13 protein-coding genes are annotated in these 15805 nt (G+C 64.7%); 4 read left to right on the top strand and 9 right to left on the bottom strand.

The window, feature by feature from the left end:
• Positions 1–21 precede the first annotated feature (21 nt).
• From BMI85_RS05590 to BMI85_RS05560, 7 genes are all read right to left on the bottom strand, one after another.
• A complete protein-coding gene (locus BMI85_RS05590) occupies positions 22–963 on the bottom strand; it encodes a glyoxylate/hydroxypyruvate reductase A (RefSeq protein WP_078600055.1) in 942 nt (313 codons plus the stop codon).
• Positions 960–2105, bottom strand: coding sequence for a rod shape-determining protein RodA (gene rodA / locus BMI85_RS05585; protein WP_078520366.1), 1146 nt, complete (start codon positions 2103–2105; stop codon positions 960–962). The genes BMI85_RS05590 and rodA overlap by 4 nt, the downstream gene beginning before the upstream one ends.
• The gene (gene mrdA / locus BMI85_RS05580) at positions 2102–4051 is read right to left on the bottom strand and encodes a penicillin-binding protein 2 (RefSeq protein ID WP_078570036.1); all 1950 of its coding nucleotides are present in this window, start codon (positions 4049–4051) and stop codon (positions 2102–2104) included. Before mrdA ends, rodA begins: the two co-directional genes overlap by 4 nt.
• An 11-nt stretch (positions 4052–4062) precedes the next feature.
• On the bottom strand, positions 4063–4602 hold the full coding sequence (locus tag BMI85_RS05575; protein ID WP_078520364.1) for a rod shape-determining protein MreD: 540 nt from the start codon (positions 4600–4602) through the stop codon (positions 4063–4065).
• Positions 4599–5561 carry a rod shape-determining protein MreC gene (mreC, locus tag BMI85_RS05570; RefSeq protein ID WP_078520363.1) on the bottom strand — a complete coding sequence of 321 codons (963 nt, stop codon included), beginning with the start codon at positions 5559–5561 and terminating at the stop codon, positions 4599–4601. Before mreC ends, BMI85_RS05575 begins: the two co-directional genes overlap by 4 nt.
• Positions 5562–5613: 52 nt before the next feature.
• On the bottom strand, positions 5614–6645 hold the full coding sequence (locus BMI85_RS05565) for a rod shape-determining protein (protein WP_038064670.1): 1032 nt from the start codon (positions 6643–6645) through the stop codon (positions 5614–5616).
• Between the two features lie 324 nt (positions 6646–6969).
• Complete coding sequence (locus tag BMI85_RS05560; RefSeq protein ID WP_078520589.1) at positions 6970–8529, bottom strand: 2-isopropylmalate synthase; 1560 nt, start codon at positions 8527–8529, stop codon at positions 6970–6972.
• Positions 8530–8854: 325 nt separating this feature from the next.
• Between BMI85_RS05560 and BMI85_RS05555 the strand changes: the two genes are divergently transcribed.
• The 3 genes from BMI85_RS05555 to BMI85_RS05545 are packed head-to-tail and all read left to right on the top strand — an operon-like array spanning position 8855 to position 11716.
• Positions 8855–9505: an SDR family NAD(P)-dependent oxidoreductase gene (locus BMI85_RS05555; RefSeq protein WP_246832494.1), complete on the top strand. Its 651-nt coding sequence runs from the start codon at positions 8855–8857 to the stop codon at positions 9503–9505.
• Positions 9499–10197 carry an SDR family oxidoreductase gene (locus BMI85_RS05550; RefSeq protein ID WP_078600051.1) on the top strand — a complete coding sequence of 233 codons (699 nt, stop codon included), beginning with the start codon at positions 9499–9501 and terminating at the stop codon, positions 10195–10197. Before BMI85_RS05555 ends, BMI85_RS05550 begins: the two co-directional genes overlap by 7 nt.
• A complete protein-coding gene (locus BMI85_RS05545; RefSeq protein ID WP_078600049.1) occupies positions 10190–11716 on the top strand; it encodes a cryptochrome/photolyase family protein in 1527 nt (508 codons plus the stop codon). The genes BMI85_RS05550 and BMI85_RS05545 overlap by 8 nt, the downstream gene beginning before the upstream one ends.
• Positions 11717–11734: 18 nt before the next feature.
• On the opposite strand, the gene BMI85_RS05540 is transcribed toward BMI85_RS05545, so the two are convergent.
• Positions 11735–13222, bottom strand: coding sequence for a 2-isopropylmalate synthase (locus BMI85_RS05540; protein WP_078600047.1), 1488 nt, complete (start codon positions 13220–13222; stop codon positions 11735–11737).
• Positions 13223–13450: 228 nt separating this feature from the next.
• Here BMI85_RS05540 and BMI85_RS05535 point away from each other — a divergent pair, with 228 nt between their 5' ends.
• The gene (locus BMI85_RS05535) at positions 13451–15109 is read left to right on the top strand and encodes an NAD+ synthase (protein ID WP_078600045.1); all 1659 of its coding nucleotides are present in this window, start codon (positions 13451–13453) and stop codon (positions 15107–15109) included.
• Positions 15110–15130: 21 nt separating this feature from the next.
• On the opposite strand, the gene BMI85_RS05530 is transcribed toward BMI85_RS05535, so the two are convergent.
• On the bottom strand, positions 15131–15802 hold the full coding sequence (locus BMI85_RS05530) for a hypothetical protein (RefSeq protein ID WP_078600043.1): 672 nt from the start codon (positions 15800–15802) through the stop codon (positions 15131–15133).
• Positions 15803–15805 lie beyond the last annotated feature (3 nt).

Raw genomic sequence — 15805 nt, 5'->3', positions numbered from 1 at the left:
GAAACCCCCGGCCTGCGCCGCTCAATAGCCCCGCGACCGGTCCACGAGATAAAGGAACGGCTCGCCTGCCTCGCCCCGCCGGATATTTTCCGCGATGACTTCGGAGGCGGTCTCTGCCCGGCTCTCGGCGGCGATATGGGGCGTCACCGTCACGTGGGGATGCGCCCAATAGGGGTGCTCGGGGGGCAGGGGCTCCACGCGGAACACGTCGAGCGTCGCGTGGCCGATCTGGCCGCGATCCAGCGCAGCCAAGAGAGCGTCATCGTCGATCAGCGTGCCGCGACCCGGATTGATGATCCGCGCGCCTTTCGGCATCTGCGCCAGCGTGTCCGTGTTCAGAAGCTCGGTGGTCTCGGGCGTGTCGGGCAGGATCGAGACGAGAATCTCCGCCTTCGACAGCGCCTCCGCCAGACCGTCATCGCCGCTCAGGCAGGTGATCCCGGGGATGTCTTTCGGCGACCGGCTCCAGCCGGTGACTTTGAAGCCCAGACCCGCGAGCGCCTCGGCACAGGCTTTGCCCAAAGCGCCCAAGCCCAGCATCACCACCGAGCGGTCCCGCGCCAGCGGCGGCACGCCCCCGTCATGGCGCCAGACGCCATCCTGCTGGGCCAGCGTCGCGTCGATCCCGAGGTGATAGCGCAGCACGTGGCCGGTCACATAGTCGACCATGCCGCGCTCCAGTCCCGCATCCACCATCCGGCACAGCGGCTGGGTGAGGGTCTGGTTGCCCACCACGCGCTCGACCCCGGCCCAGAGGTTCAGCACGGCCTTCGCGCAGGTGAGGGCGGTGAAATCCTGCACCGGGCCCTGCGGCGAATAGACGACATAGTCGATCTGCGCGGGGTCGATCTCGTCCGGCTGGACGATCTGCGCCTCGACGCCGGTGGCTGCGATGGCCTCTGTCAGCGGGCGTTCGTAACGAGCCCAGTTCTCGGGCTTGTCGGCGAAAAGGACGCGGATCATCTTTGCCTCGGTCTATGGACATGGGCGCTTTGCACCAGCCCGAAGGCCGCGAGCAGGATCATCATGGCGGTGCCCCCGTAACTCACCAGTGGCAAGGGGACGCCCACGACAGGCATCAGCCCCATCACCATCGCCATGTTGATCGCGAAGAAGAAGAAGAACGTCCCGGCGACCCCGAAACTGAGCAGCGAGGCGAAGCGGTCCTTCGTTGCCATCGCGGTATAAAGCGCAAAGCCGATGATGCCGGTGTAAAGCATCAGGAGGGAGAAGGCGCCGACGAAGCCGAACTCCTCGGCGAGCGTGGTGAAGATGAAGTCCGTGTGCTTCTCGGGCAGGAAGTTCAGGCGACTTTGCGTGCCCTGCATGAAGCCGCGCCCCGACCAGCCGCCCGAGCCGAGCGCGATCTGCGCCTGCATGATGTTGTAGCCCGCACCAAGCGGGTCCGAGCCCGGATCGAGGAACGTGTCGATCCGCTTGTACTGGTAGTCGTGCAGCAGCTGGTACTCCGTACCGCGGCTTTCCATCACGCCGAAGACCAACCCGACGACCAGCGCGATCACGGTGCCGAAATACCAAAACGACACCCCGGCTGCGAACATCACGAAGGCCCCGCCAAGCACCAGCATCACCGCGGTGCCGAGGTCGGGCTGGGCCAGCACGAGGAAGGTCGGCGCGAGGATGATCACCGCAGGGATGAACACCCAGAGCGGGCGCGAGACCTTCTCGACAGGCAGCCAGTCGTAATAGGCAGCCAGCAGCATCACGAGGGTGATCTTCATCAGCTCGGAGGGCTGGATGCGCAGCGGGCCGATCTCCAGCCAGCGCTGTGCGCCCATGCCGATCGCGCCGAAGAACTCCACCGCCACCAGCAGCAAAAGCGCCACGAAATAGGCCAGCGCCGAGACGTTGCGCCAGAACCAGACCGGGATGAAAGCCACAGTGAACATCGCGATCATACCGAGCGCGAAACGCTTCATCTGCGGCTCGGCCCAGGTGTGGATATTGCCGCCCGCGACCGAGTAGAGCATCAGGAAGCCGGCGCAGGCCACCGCCGTCAGCAGGATCACCAGAGGCCAGTTCAGATAGAAGATCTTGCGCCATCCCGTCGGGACGGTCTTGAGATTGCTCTCGAGATAGCTCATGCGCGCGACCTCGATTGCGGCTTCTGCACGGTGTCGGGGTCGACCAGATCGAGCGTTTCGTTCAGCTCCTTGGCCTTCGCGCGGGCGAAGGACGGGTAGGCATCGTCCGGGGGCAGGCCGCCCGCCAGCGCGAACAGCAACACGTCGCGCGCGATCGGGGCGGCGGCCGTCGAGCCGCCCGAGCCGTGTTCGACCACGACCGAGACCGCGTAGCGCGGATTGTCGATGGGGGCGAAGGCCACGAAGAGCGCGTGGTCGCGCCGGTTCCAGGGAAGCTGCTCGTTGCGGATCACGCCGCGGGCACGTTCGGCCTTGGTGATGTTGCGGACCTGGGAGGTGCCGGTCTTGCCCGCCATCTTCCATTCCTTCATCGCGATGCGCGAGCCGCGCGCGGTGCCGCGCGAGGAGTTCACCACCGCGGTCATCCCCTTGCGCACGCTATCGAGATAGACCTTCTCGACGCCCAGATCATCGGTGACGCGGATCGGTTGCTCGACCCCGTCACGGGCGCGGATCAGACGCGGCTCGACCTTCTTCCCGCTGGCGATGCGCGCCGCCATGATCGCGAGATGCATCGGCGAGGCCAGCACATAGCCCTGACCGATGGCCGCGTTCGCGGTGTCGCCGATCAGCCAGTCCTTGCCGTAGCGCTCCCGCTTCCACTCCTTGGTGGGGGCCACGCCCTCCTTCACCGCCGACATCGGCAGGTCGGGCCGGACGCCCACGCCCAGACGCTTGGCCATGTCGCTCATCTTGTCGATGCCAACGCGCTGCGACAGCTCGTAGTAATAGACGTCGCAGGACTGCTCCATGCTCTTGGTCATGTTCACATGGCCGTGGCCCGCGCCCTTCCAGCAGTGGAAGCGGCGGCCCGCGATCTCGACATAGCCGGGGCACCAGATGGTTTCCTCCGGCGTCACCAGCCCCGCCTCCAGCGCGGCGAGCGCGGTGACCATCTTGTAGGTCGAGCCCGGCGGGTAGAGACCCTGCACGGTCTTGTCGGCGAGAGGGCGGTGATCGTCCTGCGTGAGGCGCTGATAATCGGCGACCGAAATCCCGCGCACGAAAAGGTTGGGGTCGAAGCTCGGCGCGGAGGCGCAGGCGAGCACGTCGCCATTGGTCACATCCATCACCACGGTCGCTGCGGATTCCTCCTCCAGCCGCTGCAGCGCATAGTTCTGCAGACGATAATCGAGCGTGAGCTGAAGGTTCTCGCCGGGCTGGCCGGGTTCGCGCGACAGCTCTCGCATCTCGCGCCCGGCGGAGTTCACCTCGACACGCCGCTGACCGGCCGCGCCGCGCAGCACGCTTTCCTCTTTGGCCTCGATCCCGGTTTTGCCCAGCTGGAATTTCGGGATCAGCAGCAGCGGATCGGGGTCTTCCATCTTGCTCAGATCGTAATCCGAGACCGGGCCGACATAGCCGATCACATGGCCGAAATCCTCGCGGCGCGGATAGAGACGCGACAGGCCGACATCGGGGCTGACACCGGGCAGCGAGGGGCCGTTCACCGCGACGCGCGAGAACTCGTCCCATGTCAGGCGGTCGGCCACCGTGACCGGCGTCGTCGGCGGGCGGCGGCGGATATCGTGCAGGATGTCTTTCGTATCGCCATCGGTAATCGGGATCAGACGGCGCAAAGCGGCCAGCGTCGCATCGACGTCGTCGGTATCCTCGCGGGTGATCGTGACACGGTAATTCTGCTCGTTGCCCGCAAGCATGACCCCGTTGCGATCGAAGATCAGACCGCGCGCCGGCGGGATCAGCCGGATTTTCACCGAGTTGCCCTCGGCCAGCAGCCGGTATTGCTTGGCGTCTTCGAGCTGCATCTTGCGCATCCGCGCTGCCAGCACGGCCACGACCGCCGCCTGCGCGCCACCCAAGAGCAAGCCGCGTCGCGTTATGCGGCGGGTGCTGACTTCGGTCTCTTTCGGGGATCGTCTCATTCTGGGCCCCCTCACATTCGATGTCCGTAGGCGTCGACCTCGCCCGGTGCCGCGCGGCGCAGGCCGAAGGCCACCCGCGACACAAGCACAACCACCGGATAGGCGGCCAGCGTCACCAGCATCTGGAACAGCTCCAGACCGAGGCTCGGCTGATCGACCATCGTGACCAGCAGGACGATGCGCTTCACCGCCACCATAGCGATCAGCAGCCCCGCGACCAATGCCCATTCCAGCGCGAAGGGCAGATCGCGCAGGCTTTGCTCGCGGCGGCGCAGGAATTCGGTTGCGCCGAGGACGATCAGCGCCCAAAGCCCGATGGGCCGCCAGAACATGATGTCTTCAAGCAGGAAGACCAGAACGATCAGCAGGGCCGGGGCGTATTCGGGACGCCGCAGTACCCAGGCGAGCGTCAGGGCCAAGGTCAGGTCGGGGCCGGGCAGGCCGCCCGGCGAATGGTCGACAGGCATCAGGCGCACGAAGATCAGCACGAGGCCGATCACCACGAAGAGCGTTCGGTAGCTGAGACGGCGGCGGGTGATGGGGTCGATCATTGGCTGCCCCCGTTGCCGTCCTCCGACCCGTCATCGGGTTCGAGCGCGCCCTCGGCGGCCTCCGAGCGCGCCTTCTCGGCGGCTTCCTGTTCGATGACCTTCGGGTCGGGCGCGATCAGCCCGCCTGCATTCTCGATCCGCTCGGCCGGGTGCGAGCGCAGCACGCGCAGAAAATCGAGCCGCTCGTAATCGGCCGCGAGGCGCACGCGCAGTCGCTTGTCGCGGCCCTGGAAGACCTGACCGACCAGCAGCCCCGCCGGGAAGACCCCACCATCGCCCGAGGAGATCACGCGGTCGCCCGGGCGCACGCGGTCGGGATGTTCGAGGAAATCCACGAACGGGTAGGGGGAGTTGTCGCCCGCGAGGATCGCGTTCTGCCCCGAGGCCGGGATCGAGACCGGGATGCGGCTCGAGGCGTCGGTCAGCAGCAGCACCCGCGAAGTCGAGGAGCCCACGCCCGAGATCCGGCCCACAAGGCCCAGCCCATCCATCGTGGCCCAGCCATCGACGATGCCGTCGCGCTTGCCGACATTCAGCAGCACCGATTTGCGGAAGGGCGAGCCGCTATCGGCGAGCACACGCCCCGACACGGAGGTCAGCTTCGGATCGAGCCGCACCTTGTTCTGCGCCAGAAGCTTCGCGTTTTGCTGCTCCAGCTGAACGGCGGCTTCCTTCCACGCCTTCATCTGCTGCAGCTCGCGGCGCAATTCCTGGTTCTGCTCGTAGATGCGCGAATAGGATTGGAAGCCCTCGACCATGTCGGTCAGTTTCGTGACCGGGGCCATCGCCCAATCGAAGCTGGGCACGAAGCGATCCACGAGGGCAGAGCGGAACCGCTCCATCCGCGGGCTGTCGATGCGCCAGACGAGGAAGAGGGCGAGCAATATGACGACTAGAACCGCAACGCCCAGTCGGCGCAGCGGTCCGATATAGTCTTGGTCGTCGCGATTTCTGGCCAATTCCGTCTCCGGTCAGATCACTGGCCGGGCGTGGTGCAATCCCGGTCCCGGCTCAGCTGTCGTAATCAATGACGTGGCGAAGCTGTTTCTCATATTCAAGCGCCTTGCCGGTGCCGAGCGCAACACAGTTGAGCGACTGATCGGCGATCGAGATCGAGAGGCCCGTCTGCTCGCGCAGGGCCAGATCCAGCTCGCCCAGCAGCGCACCGCCACCGGTCAGCATCACGCCACGGTCGACGATGTCGGCGGCGAGGTCGGGCGGGGTGGTCTCCAGCGCCTGCATCACCGCGTCACAGATCGACTGGACGGGCTCGGACAGCGCCTCGGCGACCTGCGCCTGCGTGATTTCGGTTTCTTTCGGCACGCCGTTCAGCAGGTCGCGACCGCGCACGTGGAGCGACATGCCGCGCCCGTCATCGGGCATCCGCGCGGTGCCAATCGTGGTCTTGATCCGCTCTGCAGTGGATTCGCCCACGAGAAGGTTCTGGTTGCGGCGCAGGTAGGAGATGATCGCCTCGTCCATGCGGTCGCCGCCCACGCGCACCGAGCGCGCATAGACGATGTCGCCCAGCGAGAGGACGGCCACCTCGGTCGTGCCGCCGCCGATATCGACCACCATCGAGCCCGTGGGGTCGGTGATCGGCATGCCGGCGCCGATGGCCGCTGCGATCGGTTCTGCGATCAGGCCGGCGCGGCGCGCACCTGCCGAGAGAACCGACTGACGGATCGCGCGCTTCTCCACCGGGGTCGCGCCATGCGGGACGCAGACGATGATCTTCGGCTTCGAGAAGGTCGAGCGCTTGTGCACCTTGCGGATGAAATGCTTGATCATTTCCTCGGCGCTGTCGAAATCCGCGATGACGCCGTCGCGCATCGGGCGGATCGCTTCGATCGAGCCGGGGGTCCGGCCGAGCATCAGCTTGGCGTCTTCACCGACTGCCAGCACCTGCTTTTTGCCGTCCTTGACGTGATAGGCGACCACAGAGGGTTCGTTCAGCACGATACCCTTGCCTTTGACATAGACCAGCGTGTTCGCCGTCCCGAGGTCGATCGCCATGTCCGAGGAGAAGATCCCACCAACCATATTACGCCTGTCCCATCCCAAATTTCTTAGAAACACCGCGACTCGCGCCAAGCCACGGCCCGCGCCTCGTATAGTCAAAGCGGCCCTTACGGGGAAGCGGATTTGCGCTGTCGGCAAGGCACCCCTGCGGTTATCCGCTGAGGCTGGCCCAAGGGATTGACCTTTTTCAACATTTTGGACGGATTTTGCCCGGAAAAAGTGCTTGAAATTACAGATATGCGATACGTCACGAAATCGTGCTGAAATCGGGGAATTCGCGGGGGCTGGATTGAAAATGGGCAGCCCTTCGCGGGCTGCCCGAAACCTGTGCAATTTGTGGTCGGCTCAGAGCTTGTAGCTCACCGTTTTCACATCCGCGTCGGGCGCGGTTTTCTGGCTGCGGAAGCGCAGGCGGTTGAGCGCGCCGACATAGGCCTTCACCGAAGCGAGGATCGTGTCGGTATCCGACGCGGCCCCCGTGCCGATCCGCCCGTCTTCTTCGAGGCGGACCGAAACGGTCGCCTGCGCGTCGGTGCCTTCGGTCACGGCATGCACCTGATAGAGCTTCAGCTTCGCTTGCGTCGGGTAGATTTCCTTGACGCAGTTGAAGACCGCATCGACCGGGCCGTCGCCTTGGCACTTGCTGGATTTCTCCTCGCCGTCGACGAGCATCTTCAGCTCGGCTTCCTGACCGTCCGAACCGCAGACCACGCGCAGCCATTTCACCTGCAGGTAGTCATCGGCGGTGTTCGCGGCGCTGTCGGTCATCAGCGCGATCAGGTCCTCGTCGTAGATTTCCTTCTTGCGGTCGGCCAGCGCCTTGAAGCGGACGAAGACGTCCTTGAGCTGGTTGTCGCCCAGCTCGTAGCCCAGATCCTTGAGCTTCGCACGCAGAGCGGCGCGGCCCGAGTGTTTGCCCATCGCGATATTCGCCTCGTTGAGGCCGATATCGGCGGGCTTCATGATCTCGAAGGTCTCGACGTTCTTCAGCACGCCATCCTGGTGGATGCCGCTTTCGTGCAGGAAGGCGTTCTTGCCGACGATCGCCTTGTTGAACTGCACCGGGAAACCCGAAACCTGCGCCACGCGGCGCGAGATGTTCATGATCTTCGTCGTGTCTATATGGGTCTGGTAGGGCATGATGTCCTGACGGACCTTCATCGCCATCACGACCTCTTCGAGCGCGGTGTTGCCCGCGCGCTCGCCCAGACCGTTTATCGTGCATTCGATCTGGCGCGCACCGGCATCGACCGCGGCCAGCGCGTTCGCCGTCGCCATGCCCAGATCGTTGTGGCAGTGGGTCGCGAAGATGATTTCGTCGGCGCCCGGCACCCGCTCGAGCAGCATCCGGATCAGATCGGCGGATTCGGTCGGCGCGGTGTAACCCACCGTGTCGGGGATATTGATCGTGGTGGCACCCGCCTTGATCGCGATCTCGACGACGCGGCAGAGATAGTCATGCTCGGTCCGGGTCGCGTCCATCGGCGACCATTGCACGTTGTCGCACAGGTTGCGCGCGTGGCTGACGGTCTCGTGGATGACGTCGGCCATTTCGTCCATCGTCAGGTTCGGGATCGCGCGGTGCAGCGGCGAGGTGCCGATGAAGGTGTGGATGCGCGGCGATTTCGCGTGCTGCACGGCCTCCCAGCAGCGGTCGATATCGGGCAGCTTCGCGCGGGCCAGCCCGCAAATGGTCGAGAACTTGGCGCGTTTCGCTATATCGCTGACGGCTTCGAAATCGCCTTCCGAGGCGATGGGGAAGCCGGCCTCGATGATGTCTACGCCCATTTCGTCGAGCAGATCGGCGATCTCGAGCTTCTCGTCATGGGTCATCGTCGCGCCCGGCGATTGCTCGCCATCACGCAGGGTCGTGTCGAAAATCAGAACGCGGTTTTTGTCGATCATGGTCTGGGCCATCTGCTAGTCTCTTTCGTCTTGGCTCTTAGCGTTACTTGGTCCCGAAGGCCAGCATTGCGCGGTGGCTTTCGGAAGTTGTCCGGGCGCTGGTTACCCCTGAGCGTTCGCGCCCGAAGGCACGCTCAGAGGCTGCTAAGAAGAAGGAGACCACGGGGCATCGCGCCTTGGGCGAGAGCCCCGGCTGCGGTGAGTTGAATATGCTTATCCCGTGTCATGAGGGGCACTATAGGCGCCAAGTGATAAATGAAAAGCAAAAAAGGAACCGCTCGCGGCGGGGGCGCGTAGCCTTTGGGCGCATATGACGGAGGGAACGTTGGCAGGTCAGGCAATCGTGATCGGAGATACGGGCGGGATCGGTTCGGCGATCCGGGCCGAGCTGGAGGCGCGCGGCTTCGCGGTGACGGGGTTGTCGCGGTCGCGCGATGGGTTCGATGTGACCGATGAGGGTTCGGTCGAGGCGGGGCTGCGCGGGATCGAGGGGCCGGTCGATCTGATCTTCGTGGCATCGGGCGCGCTTGGCACGCCGGAAAAGGCGCTGTCGCAGCTGACGCCCGCGGAATTGCAGACCCAGTTCGCCGTGAATGCGATGGGGCCGGCGCTGGTGCTGAAACATGCCGCCCGCCTGTTGCCCCGCGACGGGCACGCGCGGTTTGCGGCGCTCTCGGCGCGGGTCGGCTCGATCGGGGATAACGGCTTGGGCGGCTGGTATAGCTATCGGACCTCGAAAGCGGCACTGAACCAGCTGCTGCACGGCGCGGCGATCGAACTGGGGCGCTCTCACAAGCAGCTGGTGATCGCGGCGCTGCATCCCGGCACGGTCGACACCCCCTTTACCGCCGATTACCCGCGCGACAAGCTCGCCCCGGAAGACGCCGCGCGCCGGTTGCTGGATGTGCTGGACGGGCTGACCCCCGCGCAATCGGGCGGTTTCTACGATTACGCAGGCAAGGAGATCCCATGGTAACCCGAAACGCCATCGTCACCGGCGCCGCACGCGGGATCGGTCGTGCGATCACCGAGGCGCTGCTGGATCGCGGCTGGCAGGTCGCGGCGCTCGATCTGGATATCGACCCGCTGGAGGCGCGCGAAGGGTTGCAGGCGATCCGTTGCGATCTGGGGAGCGAAGACGATATTTGTGCGGCCGTCCCGCAGGCTGGGTTCGAGACGCTCGATCTCTTGGTGAACAATGGCGGTCCGGCCAATCCCGAATGCGGACCGCTGGAGGATCTGACGCTGGAGGCGTGGCACAGGTGGATCGATCCGCATCTGACGGGCACGTTCCTGATGACGCGTGAGGCTCTGCCCGCCTTGCGCAAGGGGCAGGGGGCGGTGGTCAATATGGCCTCGACCCGCGCGCTGCAATCCGAGCCTGACACCTTCGCCTATGCGGCGGCGAAGGGCGGCGTCACGTCGCTGACCCACGCAATGGCGGTTAGCCTTGGGCCGGAAGTTCGGGTCAACGCCATCGCGCCCGGCTGGATCAATTCGAGCGGCGAGGCCTTGAGCAAAGAGGATCACGCGCAGCATCCGGTGGGCCGGGTGGGCGCGCCTTCCGACATCGCCGACGCGGTGTTGTACCTCGCTGACGCGGGCTTCGTGACGGGGCAGGTGCTGGTCGTCGACGGCGGCATGACCCGAAAGATGATCTATGACTAAGCTGATCGCGGTGCTGGGCGACCAGCTGAGCCATGACGGCGCGGCTTTGCGCTGCGGCGACAAGGGCACGGATGTGGTGGTCATGGCCGAGGTGCGCGAGGAAGCGACCTATACCGGCCATCACAAGCAGAAGCTGGCCCTGACCTTCGCCGCCATGCGTCGCTTCGCCGACGAGTTGGAGCGCGACGGCTGGCAGGTTCGCTATACGAAGCTGACCGACGACGACAACGCGGGCTCGCTGGTGGGCGAATTCGCGCGCCGCGCCGAGGAGGAGGGGGCCGAGGAGGTCGTGACGCTCGCCCCCGGCGAATGGCGGCTGCGGCAAGCCTTCGAGAGCGCGCCGTTGAAAATCCGGCAACTGCCCGACGACCGCTTCATCTGCTCCGAAAAACGCTTCGCCGACTGGGCCGAGGGGCGCAAGGAATTGCGCATGGAATGGTTCTACCGCGAGATGCGCCGCGAGACGGGGCTATTGATGGAGGGCGACGATCCGGCGGGTGGTGAGTGGAATTTCGACAAGGAGAACCGCAAGCCCGCCCAGCCTGACCTGTTCCGCGAGCCCGCGCCGACCTTCCGCAAGGATGCGCTGGTGCAGGAGGTGCTCGATATGGTCGAGGCGGAGTTTCCCGATAATTTCGGGTCGCTCGACGAATTCAACTGGCCGGTCAGCCGCGCGCAGGCCGAACGCGCGCTGGAGCATTTCATCGCTCACAATCTGCGCGACTTCGGAACCTATCAGGACGCGATGCTGGCCGAGGACCGGCTGCTGCATCACTCGATCTTGTCATCGTGCATCAATCTCGGGCTGCTCTCGCCGCTGGAGGTCTGCAAGGCTGCCGAGGAGGCCTACAAGGCAGGCAATGCGCCGATCAATTCGGTGGAAGGCTTCATCCGGCAAATCCTCGGCTGGCGCGAATATATGCGCGGGATCTACTTCCGCGAAGGGCCGGATTACACGTCGCGCAATGCGCTCAACCACAAGCGCGACCTGCCGTGGTTCTACTGGTCGGGCGAGACCGACATGGCCTGCATGAAAGCCGCGATCGGGCAGACCCGCGATCTGGCCTATGCCCATCATATCCAGCGTCTGATGGTGACTGGCAATTTCGCGCTGTTGGCCGGGATCGACCCGCGCCAAGTGCAGGACTGGTATCTCGCGGTCTATATCGACGCCTATGAGTGGGTGGAGGCGCCGAACACGGCGGGGATGAGCCAGTTCGCGGATGGCGGGGTGGTGGCCTCGAAGCCCTACATTTCCTCGGGCGCCTATATCGACAAGATGTCGGATTATTGCGGCGGTTGCGCCTATGACGTGAAGGCGAAGGACGGCGAGAAGGCTTGCCCGTTCAACAGCCTCTACTGGCATTTCCTCGACCGGCATCGCGACCGCTTCGAGGGCAATCCGCGCATGGGGCTCGTCTATCGTAACTGGGACAAGCAGAAGAAAGAGACGCGCGACGCCAAGCTGAAGACCGCGGAGGCGCTGCTCGCGAAGCTCGACAAGGGCGAGGCGCTGTAGGCCTGTTAGAAGAGCGGATCAGTTCGCTGAAGGCTCCGCCGTGGCCGGTTCGTTCGCCGGGGCCGGCGGGGTCTCGGTACTGGCATCGGGCGTGGGCTGCGTCGCAGGCGCGCTGGTATCCTGCAGCTTGTCGTTCGACCATTCGCCGCTCGCCACCGTGCCGGAGGCATAGGTCATCGTGCCTTGCCCCTCGCGTTTGCCATTCGAGAAGCTGCCCACATAGGTGTCGCCATTGGCATAGGTCGCGCGGCCTTGGCCGTCGATCGCGCCGTTGCGCCACTCGCCCTCATAGGTGAAACCATCGGGCATGGTCAGCTTGCCGGTCCCGTCGCGCTGACCATTCTTGAAGGCGCCCTCATAGGTCGTGCCATCGGCATAGCGCGCGGTGCCTTGGCCCTCGCGTTGCCCGTTCACCCAGTCGCCTTCGTAGCTGTAGCCGTCCGGGTAGGTCATCTTGCCCTTCCCGTCATTGCGCGCGTTCTTGAACTCGCCCTCATAGACGAGCCCGTTCGCGTAGCGTGCGGTGCCGGTGCCCTGGATGACGCCATGCGCCCAGCCGCCCTCGTAGCTGGAGCCGTCGGGATAGGTGATTTTGCCCTGACCGTCGGGCAGGTCGTTCTTGAAGCTGCCCTCATAGACCGAGCCGTCGGGATATTGCACCTTGCCCTGACCCTCGATGCGGCCCTCTTTCCATTGGCCGGTATAGACGTAGCCGTCCTTGCCGCGGAACGTGCCGGTGCCGTGGCGCTTGTCGAGCAGGAAGTCCCCCTCGTAGGTGTCGCCATTGGCATAGGTGACCTTGCCCGAGCCGTGGCGCTTGCCGTTGACCATCTGACCTTCGTAGACATCGCCATTGGGTTGGCTCAGTTTGCCGCGACCGTTCATCTGGCCGGCTTTCCAGTCGCCGACATAGGTCAGCCCGTCCGCCATGGTGAGCGTTCCGGTGCCGTCGCGCTGGCCATGCGCCATCTGGCCCTCATAGGTGGAGCCGTCGGGATAGGTGATCTTGCCGTTGCCCTGTTTGACGCCGCCCAGCCAGTCGCCCTCGTAGCGATAGCCGTTCGCGCTCTCCAGCGTGCCCTTGCCGTCATGCATCGCGTTGCGGAACTGGCCCTGATAGACTGAGCCGTTGGCGTAATGCGCGGTGCCGGTGCCGGTGATCTGACCGTTGAGCCAGTCGCCCTCATAGGTGCCGCCATCGGCGAAGGTGATCTTGCCCTTTCCGTTGGGCTTGCCGTGATCGAACTCGCCTTCGTAGATCGAGCCGTTGGGGAAGCGCGCGCGGCCCTTGCCCTTGATCTCGCCCATCACCCATTGGCCTTCGTATTCGTAGCCCGAGGGCAGCTTGTAGCTGCCATAGCCGTCCTGCTTGCCATCGGTGAAGGTGCCCTCATAGAGGCCGCCGTCATCGTATTGCTTGGTGATGACCTCTTGCGCCGGCGCGATCTGCGCGGTCCAGCCGATCAGAACTGCCAATGTCGCGATGCGAAGCTGCGCGCCTGCCATGCGTGCCCCCTGATGGTGCTGCCTGTGCTCCGGTCTCGCGAGCGCGTGGATTCGCGCTCTGCCGTGCTTGGGGAAAGGTTAATTGCGCGGGGGTAGCCTGACAAGCGGGCAGGGCGGTCCGTGTCGGGGGCGCGGAAGGGAAGGGGCGGCAAATGCAGGGCAGCCATCCCCTTTTCACCCCAGCGTTTTCTGCTAAATGAGAGGGCGATAACAGCCCCGAGGACGCTTATGGCCGATCGTTTCCGCCTCACCATGGCCCAGCTCAACCCCACCGTGGGCGCGCTGGAGGCCAATGCCGAGAAGGCCTTCGCCGCTTGGGAAGAGGGCAAGCGCGCGGGCGCCGACATGGTCGTGCTGCCCGAGATGTTCCTGACCGGCTACCAGACGCAGGACCTGATCGCGAAGCCCGCTTTCGTGCGCGACGCGGTCGCCGCGATGGAGGCGCTGGGTGCGCGCATCACCGATGGTCCGGCGCTGGGCATCGGCGGGCCCTACTGGACCGAGCAGGGGCAGTATAACGCCTATTGGGTCTGGAAAGACGGCGTGCTGGTCGCGCGGATGTTGAAACACGATCTGCCGCATCACGGGATTTTCGACGAGTATCGCATCTACGATACCGGTCAGATCTCGGGGCCCTATGCGGTCAACGGCGTGCGGGTCGGTACCCCGATCTGCGAGGATGCGTGGCACCCGGATGTGGCCGAGACGCTGGCCGAGACCGGGGCCGAGATCCTGATCGTGCCGAACGGTTCGCCCTATCACCGGGGCAAGCTCGACGTGCGGATGACCCATATGGTCGCGCGCGTGGTCGAGACTGGGCTGCCGCTGGCTTATCTCAACTCTGTCGGTGGGCAGGACGATCAGGTCTTCGACGGGGCGAGCTTCGTGCTGAACCGGCATGGCCAGCTGGCCGCGCAATTCGCACCTTTCGACGAGATCATCGATCATGTCGATTTCGAGCGTGACGGCGAAGGCTGGGCCTGCGTTGCGGGCCGTGACGATCCGCAGCCTTCGGAATGGGAGCAGGATTACCGCGCGATGGTCGAAAGCCTTGGCGATTACCTGCGCAAGTCGGGCTTCTCCAAGGTCGTGCTCGGCCTGTCGGGTGGGATCGACTCCGCGCTGGTCGCGACGATTGCGGCGGATGCGCTGGGGCCGGAGGCCGTGCATTGCGTGATGCTGCCCTCGGAATACACCTCGCAGGGCTCGCTTGATCACGCCGCCGATCTGGCAAAGCGGCAGGGGATGCGTCTCGATACGGTGCGGATCGACGGGGCGCGCGATGCCGTCTCGGAGGCGCTTGCCCATCTGATGGAAGGCACCGAGCCCGACGTGACCGAGGAAAACATCCAATCGCGTCTGCGCGGTGTGATGCTGATGGCGCTGTCGAACAAGTTCGGCGAGATGCTTCTGACCACGGGGAACAAGTCCGAGATGGCCGTGGGCTATGCGACGATCTATGGCGACATGGCGGGCGGCTACAATCCGATCAAGGATCTCTACAAGACCCGCGTTTTCGAGACCTGCCGCTGGCGCAATACGAACTACCGCGACTGGATGAAGGGCCCGGAAGGCGAGGTGATCCCGCGCGAGATCATCGAGAAGCCGCCCTCGGCGGAGCTACGGCCCGACCAGAAGGACGAGGACAGCCTGCCGCCCTATCCGGTGCTAGACGGTATTCTCGAAGGTCTGGTGGAGCGCGACGCTTCGGTCGCCGATCTCGTGGCCGAGGGCTACGAGCGCGAGACGATCAAAAAGGTCGAGCATCTGCTCTATATCTCGGAATGGAAGCGCCACCAATCCGCGCCGGGCACGCGCCTGTCGAGCAAGGCGTTCTGGCTGGATCGCCGTTATCCGATCGTCAATCGCTGGCGCGATCACGGCTGAGCGCGGCGTTCGCGCTGCCGTTCAGTCTGCGTCGCTCCACGTCAGGCGGGCGACGCGCGGCCGGGTGACGATGAAATTGTCGAACGAAATCGCATCGCGGAAGCCGACGAAATGCTTGGTCGGATCTTTCCCGATTGACGTCAGATAGGCTTTATATGCTTCCGACAGCTTGAAGGGGAGGTCATAGGCGTAGGACGTCTCCACGATCAGCGCCTGGTCGCCCGCCGCGAGGACCGGAATGCGGTCCGCCTCGAGATCGAGCGCCTCCTGCGTGTAGCTTTGCGCCAGACCGGTCGCAAAGGAATCGTCCAGCTTCACCTTTTTTGCGTCGCTGCCTTCGGTGGGATCGTTGCAGGCGTGGTTCAAATCCTGCGGATCGTCCCAGCAACTCACCAAGGTCACACGCATCCAGCTGCGCGACGGGTCGCTATTGCCGGTCGCAAAATCGTAGACCTGTTTGATGCCTGCGACGAATTTCGGGCCGATTGGATCCCGTTCGCGCGAGATCAGGTCCGAGACCGTTACATTGGCCCGTGTCGCGGCGCCGCGAATTTTGAACACGTCATACATTTCGATCGACAGGATCAGCCAGCCCGACAGCATGATGAAGGCCATCAGCCCTTCGATCGGGATGGATCCGGTCTCGTCGTCGCGGAAGCGGCGGAACACATTGCGCATCTTTGCCATGACCATCGC

This window comes from Thioclava sp. DLFJ4-1 (assembly GCF_002020145.1).
GTDB lineage: Bacteria > Pseudomonadota > Alphaproteobacteria > Rhodobacterales > Rhodobacteraceae > Thioclava > Thioclava sediminum.
This window is presented reverse-complemented; position numbering and strand designations above follow the sequence as displayed.